Raw genomic sequence first — 11,806 nt, forward strand, 5'->3', positions numbered from 1 at the left:
AGATTTCTAGAAGCCGGTGTTCGTCGGCTTCGGATAGTACCTGCCGAATTTACGGTACTGGTTGAGCTCCGATTCGGTCAGGTGCAGCCAGCGCTTGAATCCGCCGTCCTTCGGGTTGCGCTGCGGGTTGATGCGGCCCGCCTTCTGCAGCCGCCTCACCTGCGCCTTGAGGTCGGGGTCGACCACGTAGCGCAGCAGCAGACGGTCGGGGATGATGGAGTACAGCACTTCGCCGTCGGCCACGCGGGGCGCCATCGGATGCCCGTCGATGACGTCGGAGACGAGCACCTCCATCGGATTGATGCCGGCGCCATACACGTAGAAGCTGTTGCGGCCGATGCGCGGATTGACCTCGAGGAAATAGAACCTGCCGGTGTTCGGGTCGCGCTTGACGTCGAAGTTGGCGAAGCCGCGGTAGGGGAGCGATTCGAGGAATCGCTTCGCCGGCTGGAGGATCTCGTCGATCGGCTCGGTGATCATGGCGCACGGGTTGCCCAGCGTGGCGGGATGATGCTCCTCCAGCAGCACGCGTGCCGAGCAGAGCAGCGACACCGTTCCCGTGGAGTCCACGTACGCGGTGACCGAGTACATCTCGGTGTCGTCGCCCTCGACGAGCTCCTGCGCGACGAACGTGCCGCGGAATCCGGCTTCAGCCAGCTTGCGCCACAGGTCGGTCAGCTGTTCGTTCGTGTCGATGCGGTAGACCTTCTGCCGCCCCTCGAACATCAGGTTCTCGTATTCGGAGCTGTCGGCCGGCTTGGCCACCACGGGGAACGTGAGGTCGGCCGGCGTGGGCTGCGGCTGCCAGCCGTTCGTGTCGGCGCCGGAGAAGTCCTCGTAGAACGACTTCGGCACGGGCATGCCCTGCGCGGTCGCCAGTCGTTCGAAGCCCTGCTTGTCGCTCACCTGTTCGATGACGTCCAGCGGCGGAATCGGCACCACGTAGTAGCGTTCCAGCTCCTCACGATGCGACGCCAGCACATGGATGCGCCAGTCGGTGTTGGCCAGCAGCAGCAGTCTGCGCTTCGGATTGCGCGTCTTGAGGTCCTTGCCCAGTCGGAGCAGTTCCTCGATCAGGGGGCCTTCCTCGTTGGCCTCGGCGAATTCATGACGCGTGATGATCGCCGAATCGCGGATGGCGTTGGGGTTGTAGGCGGTCACCATGATCGGCTTGACGCCGTAGGCGTCGTTGAGTTCGCGGGCCAGCGCATAGGCGCCGAGGTCGCCGCCGAGGATGATCGGCTGAAAAGATGCCATATTGTATTACGTCCTTACCAAATACCATTGTCGTATGCTCGGCCAGCCCCGTGGGATGACCGTTCCAAGGCTTCTGTCATTCTACAATCACGTATGATGGCGTGGCGCGATTCGACCGGCAAATGCGGTACCGGCCATGCCGCATCATCGGCCGTGCCGCGATATCGTGGTGTCATCACCGTCGAGGAAAGAGGTTTCATGAACGATCGACTTTCGGCCCGTGAGCGGGTCTCGGGACTGTGCGACGTCCTGGCCGCACGTACGGGAACGGACGCTCGGGACTGGTTCCCGGTGTTCAAGGCGCGCTACGGCATGCAGGTGGCGTTCGACGTCATTGAGGGCAGACACGGCAGGGGAGCCGTAATGACCCAGCTGTTCACCTGCTGCACAGCCGTCGACCCCATCGTATGCACCGGATTCGCGCCGCGGTACGCCGACGTGGACGCCGACACGCTGTCCATCGACACGGACTCGGCGAAACGGCTCGCCGACGCCGACGATGATCTTCGCGCGGTCATGCTGCAGCACACGTTCGGCCTGATCGACGACGCGTCATCCCGACGCCTGACCGCCTTCGCCCGCGAAAGGGGAGCCCTGGTCATCGAGGACTGCGCCCACTGCGTGACGCGCATGGCCCGCGACGGCGGGGGCACGCCTCTGGCCGACATATCCGTGCACTCCTTCGGCGTGGAGAAGATCCTGCCCACACGATTCGGCGGCGCCATCTGGATCAATCCGAAACTCGCCGAGACCGACCCCCAGCTGGACTCCGACCTGCGCCGCCATCTCGGCAGGCTGCCGCGCCCCACGAAACGCATAGGCATGGTCACCAGACTGTATGTGAACGAGAACCGCATACTGAGCAGGCTTCCCGGAGGTTCGGGCGGTGCATTGCGCTCGCTGTTGACGAACATCGGACTATACGAGCCGCCGATCGCCGAAGCCGAACGCCGCGGCGGACTCGCCTACGAGCCCATGGGCATGACCCCGTGGATGGCGCGTCGGGCCACGGCCGGCATCGACGGGCTCGACGCCAACGAGACGGGTCGTCGCCGGGTGACGGCGATATACCGCGACGGTCTGCACGGCCTCGGAGACGTGCACATCCCGGGCCGCATCCTCGACGGCGAGGCCCAGCCCCTGCTGCGTTTCCCGCTGTTCGCCCAGGACACGCAGCAGGCCGAACGCATCATCGCCGCGGTACGTGCCGTGGGCGGCTACGCCGAACGCTGGTACCGGCCCGAACTGTTCCCCGGAGTCACCGACGAGCACGCCTACGGTCTCGATGCGCTCGACCGCTCGACGGTGCAGGTCACCGGACGACTGGTCGAAGGCGCGGTGAGCCTGCCCACCGAGGTCAGCCTCGACAGGGCCGGCGAGATCGTCACGGCGGTACGCGGAGCCGCCGCATGACGGACGTCGCCGGCGGACGGCGGACGTCCGGTCGTTGACAAGTTGACAACGTGACAGGGGCCTCATCCGGGATGAACCGGATGAGGCCCCTGTCACGTGCCATATGCGTGTGCCATACGGCGAAGGCGGGAATCGCCCCGACCTACTTCTTCAGCGCGTTCTTAACGGACTTGGCGACCTTGAGCGAACGGTAGAACGCCTTTTTGATCGGCATGTCGTGTCCGGCGGCCACCGGCGTGATCTCGTCGGTGAACTTGCACTTGAACTCGTTGAGGCCCTTGAGGCTCGGCGCGAAGTCGGAGCCGATGCCCATGAGATCGTATTCGGTGATGCCCTGCGCGCCCAGCATGCAGCACTCGTTGTACAGCAGCTTGTCGGTCACGTGCAGGCGCATGACCTCGTTGCGCATGCCGGCGTAGTAGCGCACCGCATGCGTGCCGTTCACGGTGACGATGGACCAGGCGACCACGCGGCCGTCGATGCGGGCTGCGAACACACGGCAGTGGTCGGGGCCGAGCGCGCCGATCATGTCGGAGTAGTCGGTGATGGGGGCAGGGGTGAAGCCGTCGCGCTTGCCGGTCTCCACCATCACGTCGTAGTACTCGGTGAAGTCCTTGAGCGCCTGCTGGGTCTCGTCGGCGCTGTCGGCCGGGCATTCGCGCAGCGCCTTGCGCACGTCGCGGCGTCCGCGACGCTTCATGCGCTTGAGGATTTCCTCGTCGCCGCCGGTCACGTCGATGACCACGGTCTGATCGTACGGCACGGTGGACAGCACGGTGTCGTAGTCCTCTCCGAACCACACGTCGAGACGCAGGAACGCCTGGCGCTTGTCCTCGCCATGCACGAAATCGACGATGGCCTTCACCACGTCGCGCTCCAGCTCCTGCTCCGGCTTGCCGGACAGCCACACCGGTCCGTGCATGGAACGCAGGTAATGGTAGCCGTGCGTCTCCATGTCGATGAGCAGCAGCACGGCCACCGGCTCGCCGTCGCGCTTCGCGACGAGCGTGCCCCACGGCTCACGGCCGGGGATGTCCTTCTGGAACCCCGCCCACACCTCGGTCTGCTCGATCGGCAGCGTGACGCCGGCCTCGCCGGCCAGTCGCTCGCATTCCTCGAACGACGTCTTCTCAACGGAAATCATGAAACCTCCACTTGGGTTCTTCATTTGCATAAGTCAACAGATCGGCGGCCGAGATCCGGACCGCCGCTTCAGGCGTTGCCGAGCCGGTCGTCAGGCGTTGCCGCCCAGACCGAACAGACGCTCGATGATACGGTCGTCGCCCTCGAACGGCACATGCTTGTTGTGCTCCTTGATCCAGCGCTCGTCGCCCTTGCCGATGATCAGGATCACGTCGAAACGGTCCTGATGCGCACGGGCGTCGTACACGGCGCTGGTGATGGCGGTCGGACGGTCGGAGATGACCGTGGAGGCGACGTCCTTGTTCGTGATGTATCCCTGCATCTGCATGCAGATGTCGATGAACGGCTCGGTGTCGGTGTCCTCCGCGGTGAACACGAAGCTGCCGATGCGGTCCTGCGCGGCCCTGACGATCTCCTCGCGGCGGTCGTACGCCTTGTTGCCGGCCGAACCGGTGATCAGCGTGATGTGCGGGGAACGGGCGCCGTAGCGTTCGTCCACGAAGTCCAGCAGAGCGGTGACGCTGGCATAGTTATGGGCGTAGTCCACGATGGCCAGCGTATTGCTCTGCGTGTCGGTGAACTGCTCCATACGGCCGGCGATGCGGACCGATTCGAGCGCATGCAGCGCCTCGGCGTCGTCGGGCGACACCCCGGCCGCACGCGCGATGGTGATGGCCGCCGCGGCGTTGGCGTAGTTGAAGTCGCCGTCGATGGCCAGATGGAACCTGCCGAGGTCGTCGCCCTTGCACGTGATGTCGAAATCGACGTGGTCGGCGTCGGCGGGGCTTGCCACCGTGTCGGCCGGGGTCATGGAGCCGGCGGTGTGTAATGCGAACGTGTCGACGTCGATGCCGTGGGCCGCCGCGTCCTCGCGCAGCAGGTCGGCGTGCGCGGCGTCGGCGTTGAGCACCAGACGTCGGCTGTTGGCCACCAGCTGGCGCTTGCAGTGGAAGTAGTCCTCGAACGTCGGATGCTCGATGGGGCTGATGTGGTCGGGGGAGATGTTGAGGAACGCGCCGACGTCGAACGTCAGACCGTAGACGCGGTCGACCTTGTACGCCTGCGACGAGACCTCCATGACCAGGTACTTCATGCCGTTGTCGACGGCGGTTCGCATCATGCGGAACGCGTCCATGGACTCCGGCGTGGTCAGGTCCGACTCCTCGTAATGCTCGCCGTCGAGGCAGTTGTCGACGGAGGAGAACAGCGCGGCCTTGCCATGCGAGGCCGCATTGAGGATGGCCTGCGTGAAGTACGCCGTGGTCGTCTTGCCCTTGGTTCCGGTCACGCCGACCACCGTGAGCGAATCCTGCGGCCGGCCGTAGAACGCCGCCGACAGCAGGCTCATGGCCTTGCGCACATCGTTGACGATCAGACCCGTGGCGCCGGTCACACCGGAGTAGTCCGTCTCGGCCACGTAGCATGGCAGCTTGGCGGCGTCGGCGCCCGCCAGATACTCGGCCTTGAACCGTCCCTTGCAGAACAGCAGCGTGCCGTCGTCGATGGCACGCGAATCATAGGAGACCGCGGTGAACTCGGTTTCGGGCAGACGGCCCGGATCGAGGGTCCACATGGACGGGGTGATGATTTCACGAAGCAGATGATGCTCTTTGAGCAGGTCTACGGCCGAAGCGAGTGTAAGGGTCATGTTCTCCATAGTTCTTTCATGCGCCGATGGTTGTGCATCGTCGGCTTCCATGACCGTATGCGGCCGTGAAAGCCAACTGCCAGTTTACATCCCACGCGCTCGCGGGATATGTCGAGCGTGTACCGATTTGGTGAGGAAGCACGGGGCGGCCTCCTCTGGTTCTAGTCCTGGTCCTTCCCGAACCAGCCCTCGCGGATGGGGCGTCGTCCCCTCGCCTCGAGCCAGCGGTTGAACGACTCCTTCCATTCGGCGTGGGCCGTGCGCTGCCAATCCATGAGTTCATCGAGCCTCAGGGCGGCGGCGTCCGGATGCAGCCGTGCGATCGGCGCGACCAGGTCCACGGCGGCTATGGTGTCGGCGGTGGCGTCGTGGAAGTCCCCATGGGGCTCCACGCCGTAGTAGAAGGTGGTGTCGGTAAGCGTGCGCTTGCCCTTACGGTGGGAGACCTTGCGGTCGATGACCAGAGGGTCGATGACGAGCAGGTCGTCGTTCAGGCGCTCATGCAGCGGCTTGAGGTCCCACCGGGCCAGATCGCCCTCCAGCATATGCACGTCGAACGGCGCGTTGTAGGCGAGCAGGGGGATGCGACGGTTCTGCGCCTCGGCGATGACGGAGGCGATGGCTTCGAGCAGCTCGACCGGCTCGCCGCCGTTGGCCTGCAGGAATTCGTCGGTGAAGCCGTTGACGCGCGACGCGCCGGGGGAGACGGGGCGGTGCGGGTTCATCAGCCATTCATCGACGACGTCGCCGTCGTGTCCCAGGGCCGGGTCGCGCAGCACCAGCGTCGCCGAGCAGATGGCGTCGCTGCCGGCCCGTGTGCCGGTGGTCTCGGTGTCGAATCCCAGGATGCGGGTGTCCGCCAGCGTCGTGTCCTCGGATTGGGCGGCAATGGAGTCAAGGGCCTGAAGCAATTCGGTCATGCCATGTATTGTCGTGACATTGCCCGACAAATCACGGCCGTGAATCGCCGGCCCGTTCCTCAGGGGCGTCGCCGGACGGCGTGGCACAATGGAGGGGTGGCTGAGACGAATACACCGGAAACCGATGACGAGGCGAGGCGCGCCGAATTCGAGGCGCTGGCCATGCCCGTCGTCGACGGCCTGTACCGGCAGGCCATGAAGCTCACCAACAACCCCGACGACGCGCAGGACCTCGTGCAGGACACGTTCGAGCGCGCCTACAAGCATTACGGCTCGTTCAAGCAGGGCACGAACTTCGCCGCATGGATGACCACCATCGAACGCAACCTCTACTTCAACCAGTACCAGAAGGCCAAGCGCCGCCCGCAGCGCGCCAACGACTCGACCGGCGAATACGACGACTGGGACATCTACTCCGCGTCCGAGCACAGTTCGGAGGGCCTCAAATCCGCCGAGGAGACATATCAGGACGCGTTCGCGCCCGAGGAGATCATGGCGGCGTTGGACAAGCTCAGTCCCGAACGCCGGCAGGTGTTCATCGACGCGGCCATCGACGGCAAGTCGTACCAGCAGGTGGCCGACGAGCAGGGCGTGAAGATCGGCACGGTGATGAGCCGTCTCAACCGCGCCCGCGCCCAGCTCAAGCAGGAGCTCGCCGCATATGCGAAGGAACGCGGATACCGGACCGGCACCGTACGCCGCGGACGGGTTTCACCAACCGCGAACGGCAAGGCCGAGCGTTCGGGCGATAATGGAAGCGGCGCCGCAAAACACGGCGAGAGCAAGGAAGGGAAGCGACTATGAACGGGCATGTGGAACGCCATACCAGCGTGAGCGTCACCGGCGACGCTTCCGGCGTCGTACGACGCACCATGGTGGAGGAGACGGTCATCAGGGTCGACGGCGGTGATGCCGCGACGACGACGTCGCCGGCATCCGACGGCATGGGAGACTGCTTCGACATCGACAGCTGCTGCGATGCGCGCGAGAAGGCCATGATTGAGGCGCTGCGCGCCTACCTGCGGCCGGTGAACGCCCCGGACTGCCTGATAGACAGACTCCATCGATGCATCCGGTCGGCTGCGCAGGACGCCGCCCGTGAACAGCGATAGCCTCCGACGGCATGTGCGGTCCCGAAAGGGCGGAAACGTACGAAAAAGGCTCCACGGTTTCCCGTGGAGCCTTTTGAGCTTCATCGAAGCCTGAATGAAATCAGGCGTTCGGCCTCTTGCCGTGGTTTGCAGCCTTCTTACGGCGGTCACGACGCAGACGTCCGCGCTTGCCCATGTTGGACTCCTTTACTTTGATAGATAAGCCTTGTGGATTATCTCACACATCGCGCGAGTTTACAACTCGCACCGGAAAACACGGAATCACGCGGTCGCACGTCATGGCCGGAAACGATGCGATCAGACCTCGGCGGCGCTGATGAACAGCTTCGTCTCGCTCGTCTCGCCCGGCTTGATGACGATGAGGTCGTTGCCGGTGTTGAAGGCGTTGGCATAGGCGGTCTGCGGCTCGACGGCGGTGCCGGCGGGATGCTGGAACGCCGGGAAGCCGGTGCCGGTGCACACCTGGAAGGAGGTGACGGTCTCGTCGCCGCCGACCTTGATCTGCAGGCCGTCGGGGCGGGTGAACGTCGCGTGCACGCTGCCGTCCTCCTCGCGGTGCAGGTCGGTCCAAGCGTCGTCGAACGGCTGGTTGACCAGCAGCGGGTTGTCCCGCAGGTCGTACTTCGTGCCGTCCACCGGCTCGGTGCCCGTGGGGATGAGGTTCTCGTCCACGGTCACGTGCGTGTCGGCCGGGACGGTCAGATGGCACTGCGCGTTGTGGCCGTCGATCTCATCGCCGTAGCCGTTGAAGCCGTTGTCGAGCCACGGGTGGATGGCCAGGGCCCACGGGGCGTCCTCGCCGCCGTTGTTGTAGGCGCTCACCGTGATGTGCAGACCGTCCTCGGCGAGCTCGTGCTTCGCGGTGACGATCACGTCGAACGGGTAGCCGTTCATGTTCGGCACGCGCCACGACTGCGTGACGGACGATTCGGTGAGCTCCTCGAGCTTCCAGTAGGAGCGGTAGCCGTAGCCGTGGATGGCGGTGTTGCGCTCATGCTCGTCGATCGGCAGCACGTAGGTCTTGCCCTCGAACGTGTAGGTGCCGGCCTCGATGCGGTTCGGGAACGGGACGAGCAGCTGGCCATGGCAGCAGGTGATCGGATCGTCCGCGCCCAGCGGCACGATCACGTTCTTGCCCTTGTAGGTGACCTTGCGCATGGTGGCGCCGAGCTCGGTGATTACGGCCTTGTAGTCGCCGTAGGAAATCGAATACTGCTGACCGGTGCGCGGAGGCAGGTTCTTTGCCATAATCCATCACTCCCATAGTGAATCGTGTGTATGAACGAATGGTATCGTCACCGCCCAAGTCTACCCTCGGCGAATCCCCATGCCCTACTATGTTATGAGTTCGTTATGGTGGATGCACAGGAAGGCGGCGATATGGGCGGACGAATCGTGTTGGCGGACCCGAGGGGGTTCTGCGCGGGCGTGGACCGGGCCATCCAGACGGTGGAGACCATCCTCTCCGCGGCCGACGGCGCGGCACGGCCCGACGGCGTGCCTCCCGTCTACGTGCGTCGGCAGATCGTGCACAACCGGCACGTGGTCGGGGACCTCGCCGCACAGGGCGCCGTGTTCGTCGAGGAGCTCGACGAGATTCCGGACGAGGCCGTCGAGCACGGCGTCCCCGTCGTGTTCTCCGCCCACGGCGTATCGCCGGCCATTCAGCAGGAGGCCCGTCGCCGTGGCATGCACGTGGTGGACGCCACATGCCCGCTGGTGAGCAAGGTGCATCGCGAGGTGCTGCGCTATGTGCGCGAGGGCTACGAGATCGTCTACATCGGCCATCGGGGCCACGACGAGGCCGTCGGCGTGGTGGGGGAGTCGCCCGAGCACGTGCACCTCGTCGAACACGCCAGCGACGTGGAATCCTTGGACTTCCGGCCGGATGTAAAGCTCATCTACCTTTCGCAGACCACGCTGTCCATCGACGAGACCCATGCGGTCATCGAGGCGCTCAAGGCACGGTTCCCGTGGATCATCGAGCCGCCGAGCTCCGACATCTGCTACGCCACGCAGAACCGGCAGACCGCCGTCAAATCCGTGGCCGAACAGTCCGACTGCGTCGTGGTCGTCGGCTCGGCGAACTCCTCGAACTCGGTACGTCTCATGGAGGTGGCCGAGCAGGCGCTCGCCGGTCGCGGCCACGCCCATAGGGTGGACGATGCCGGCGAGCTCGACCCGTCATGGTTCGACGGCGTGGGCACGGTGGGCATCACCTCGGGCGCCTCCGTTCCCGAGGGCCTGGTCTCCGGGGTCGTGGACGCCCTTGGGGGGCTCGGCTACGACGAGGTCTCCTATGTGACCACCACCAAGGAGAAGATGCATTTCGTGCTGCCCGCCGAACTGCGCAAGGCCAGATAGTCCCGCAAGTCCCACAGTCGCGGACCGTCGCACCGGGCCGCCGTCCGGCGGCACTACAATGTGGGGGAGAACGCCCTATGGAGAGCGGAGAGGCGAGGACGGGAGCGGATATGACATGCGTCGGATGCGGTAATGCACTGGATCCCGAGGATAGCTTCTGCCCGCAGTGCGGCCGGCCGGTCGCATCCCCGTCCGCAGCTGACGAGACCGTCCTGCGTGATTCCGTGCTCGGCGGTCAGGTGTGCCCGCGATGCGGCGCCACCGTGGAGGCCGGCAACATGTTCTGCACCCAATGCGGAGGCAGGATCGACGCGGCGCGGACCGCGTCCGGCGTCGCCGGCGAAGGCGACCTGCCGCCGATCGCCATGCCGGACCGTGCCGAGGCCCCGGTTCCCCTCCCCGCGGAACAGGCGGGAGCGCAGCCGCAGGCAGAACCCATGGCAGCTCCTGCCGGTTCGAAGGCCGACAAACGATTCATCATGGCCATCGCAGCCATCGTCGCGGCCGTGCTTGTGGTGGTCATCGGCGCATTCGTCTTCGCCAGGGCATGGAACTCGGGCGTGCATGATGCCGGCGGCGATTCGACGACACAGACGCAATCGGACTCGACGGACGGCCCCTCGGGTTCCGGTTCCTCCACGGCTTGCGATACCGCGCCCAAGGCCACGGTCACCTCGGCAGATGACGTGAACGGAGGACTCCTGCTCGACGTCGAGTTCTCGTCCGCATGCCAATCCGCCGACAAGGACACGCTCGACGATTCCGGCACGAAGATCACCGTCACCGATGCGGATGGCAACACCGTGGCGGCGGCCGTATTCGACTTCTCCGCCGACCCCGTCGACCTGACGGCCTCGGCGCCCGGCGCCCGACTCGGATTCTCATCGGGGCAGTTCTGGCAGCTCGCCGACCAGATCAGCCCCAGCGCGCTCACCGTATCCGTGCAGTACGGAGCCAAGGGGAGCGGCGCCGCATCCGAATTGCAGTCCGGAGCCAAGGCCGGCTCCGACGCATTGGACGGCGACGCCCGCGAGAACGTGGCCCACGCCGCCCTCGAACAGCGCATCAAGCAGGACAAGTCCACCGCATCGGGCTTCTACACCACGTACACCACGCAGCTTTCCAGCAAGAGGCTCGGTCTCAAGGCCGACGGCAAAACGTGGACGTATCAGGACATCTGGAACGAATTCGTCTCATTCCGCGCCAAGTACCCGAACTCCATCCTCATCTGGTCGAACGATTACCCCACCTACACGAAGAACGGTCCGAGCCAGTGGTACGTCACGCTTTCGGGCGAGCGGTTCGCCACCACCGACGCCGGCGACTCATGGTGCACCGCCAAGGGACTCAACGACGGCGAGCACTGCCTCGTCGTGGACCTGCAATAGGGAATAGGGTCCGCGGTCCGCGCGGAGACGAGAAACCGCCCCTCACCATGTGGCGATGGGAGCGGTGACGGCGTCGAGCACGGCGATGAGATCATGCGGATCCACGCCGATGCTCAGACCGCGCTTGCCTCCCGAGACCAGAATCTCATCGAATTCGAGCGCCCCCTCGTCGAGCACGGTGCGATGCCGGGTCTTCTGCCCGAGCGGCGATATGCCGCCGACCACATAGCCGGTCTGGCGCATGGCCTTCTTCGGGTCGGCCATCGCCGCCTTCTTCGCGCCCACGGCCGTGGCCAGCGCCTTCATGTCGAGATGCCCGCTCACCGGCACCACGCCCGTCACGAGCTCATCGCCGGTATCGGCCAGCAGCGTCTTGTACACCTGATGCCGGTCGAAGCCGAGCTTCTCCGCCGCCTCGATGCCGTAGCCGTCATCCATGTGGTCGTTCGAATGCTCGTACTCGTACAGACGGAACTCCACGCCCGCACGCTCCAGTTGCAGCGTGGCCGGCGTGGAGCCCTTGCCCTTGTCATGCTTCTTTTTGCCCATGACCATCAGTAA

The 11,806-nt window shown here is 65.2% G+C and carries 12 protein-coding genes; 5 read left to right on the top strand and 7 right to left on the bottom strand.

All coding sequences use genetic code 11. The annotated features are described in order from the left end of the window. Window positions 1–6 precede the first annotated feature (6 nt). Window positions 7–1,257, bottom strand: a complete 1,251-nt coding sequence (locus GFD18_RS03625; protein WP_163199256.1) for a carboxylate--amine ligase — start codon at window positions 1,255–1,257, stop codon at window positions 7–9. 198 nt (window positions 1,258–1,455) lie between these two features. Here GFD18_RS03625 and GFD18_RS03630 point away from each other — a divergent pair, with 198 nt between their 5' ends. Continuing rightward, the gene (locus tag GFD18_RS03630; RefSeq protein WP_163199258.1) at window positions 1,456–2,670 is read left to right on the top strand and encodes a DegT/DnrJ/EryC1/StrS family aminotransferase; all 1,215 of its coding nucleotides are present in this window, start codon (window positions 1,456–1,458) and stop codon (window positions 2,668–2,670) included. 142 nt (window positions 2,671–2,812) lie between these two features. Here the strand turns inward: GFD18_RS03630 and GFD18_RS03635 are convergent, their stop codons facing one another. The 3 genes from GFD18_RS03635 to GFD18_RS03645 form a co-directional block, all read right to left on the bottom strand. Further along, on the bottom strand, window positions 2,813–3,814 hold the full coding sequence (locus GFD18_RS03635; protein WP_163199260.1) for a lipid II:glycine glycyltransferase FemX: 1,002 nt from the start codon (window positions 3,812–3,814) through the stop codon (window positions 2,813–2,815). Window positions 3,815–3,904: 90 nt separating this feature from the next. Then, a complete protein-coding gene (locus GFD18_RS03640) occupies window positions 3,905–5,461 on the bottom strand; it encodes a UDP-N-acetylmuramoyl-L-alanyl-D-glutamate--2,6-diaminopimelate ligase (protein WP_163199262.1) in 1,557 nt (518 codons plus the stop codon). Between the two features lie 161 nt (window positions 5,462–5,622). After that, the gene (locus tag GFD18_RS03645) at window positions 5,623–6,381 is read right to left on the bottom strand and encodes an exonuclease domain-containing protein (RefSeq protein WP_163199264.1); all 759 of its coding nucleotides are present in this window, start codon (window positions 6,379–6,381) and stop codon (window positions 5,623–5,625) included. 162 nt (window positions 6,382–6,543) lie between these two features. On the opposite strand from GFD18_RS03645, the gene GFD18_RS03650 reads away from it, so the two are divergent. Together GFD18_RS03650 and GFD18_RS03655 are read left to right on the top strand one after the other, a co-directional pair. After that, on the top strand, window positions 6,544–7,185 hold the full coding sequence (locus GFD18_RS03650; RefSeq protein WP_225432882.1) for a sigma-70 family RNA polymerase sigma factor: 642 nt from the start codon (window positions 6,544–6,546) through the stop codon (window positions 7,183–7,185). After that, complete coding sequence (locus GFD18_RS03655) at window positions 7,182–7,493, top strand: hypothetical protein (RefSeq protein ID WP_163199268.1); 312 nt, start codon at window positions 7,182–7,184, stop codon at window positions 7,491–7,493. Before GFD18_RS03650 ends, GFD18_RS03655 begins: the two co-directional genes overlap by 4 nt. A gap of 100 nt (window positions 7,494–7,593) precedes the next feature. On the opposite strand, the gene GFD18_RS11375 is transcribed toward GFD18_RS03655, so the two are convergent. Together GFD18_RS11375 and GFD18_RS03660 are read right to left on the bottom strand one after the other, a co-directional pair. Continuing rightward, entirely contained in the window at window positions 7,594–7,668 is a 75-nt protein-coding gene (locus GFD18_RS11375) for a 50S ribosomal protein bL37 (RefSeq protein WP_369299097.1), read from the bottom strand. A gap of 122 nt (window positions 7,669–7,790) precedes the next feature. Next, entirely contained in the window at window positions 7,791–8,744 is a 954-nt protein-coding gene (locus GFD18_RS03660) for an aldose 1-epimerase family protein (protein ID WP_163199499.1), read from the bottom strand. A 129-nt stretch (window positions 8,745–8,873) separates the two neighbouring features. On the opposite strand from GFD18_RS03660, the gene GFD18_RS03665 reads away from it, so the two are divergent. Together GFD18_RS03665 and GFD18_RS03670 are read left to right on the top strand one after the other, a co-directional pair. Next, window positions 8,874–9,857, top strand: coding sequence for a 4-hydroxy-3-methylbut-2-enyl diphosphate reductase (locus tag GFD18_RS03665; RefSeq protein WP_163199269.1), 984 nt, complete (start codon window positions 8,874–8,876; stop codon window positions 9,855–9,857). 110 nt (window positions 9,858–9,967) lie between these two features. Then, entirely contained in the window at window positions 9,968–11,245 is a 1,278-nt protein-coding gene (locus GFD18_RS03670) for a zinc ribbon domain-containing protein (protein ID WP_163199271.1), read from the top strand. Window positions 11,246–11,287: 42 nt separating this feature from the next. On the opposite strand, the gene ybaK is transcribed toward GFD18_RS03670, so the two are convergent. Continuing rightward, window positions 11,288–11,794 (bottom strand): Cys-tRNA(Pro) deacylase, encoded by a 507-nt coding sequence (ybaK, locus tag GFD18_RS03675; protein WP_163199273.1) that lies wholly within the window; start codon window positions 11,792–11,794, stop codon window positions 11,288–11,290. Between the last annotated feature and the right edge of the window lie 12 nt (window positions 11,795–11,806).

This window comes from Bifidobacterium saimiriisciurei (assembly GCF_010667655.1).
GTDB lineage: Bacteria > Actinomycetota > Actinomycetes > Actinomycetales > Bifidobacteriaceae > Galliscardovia > Galliscardovia saimiriisciurei.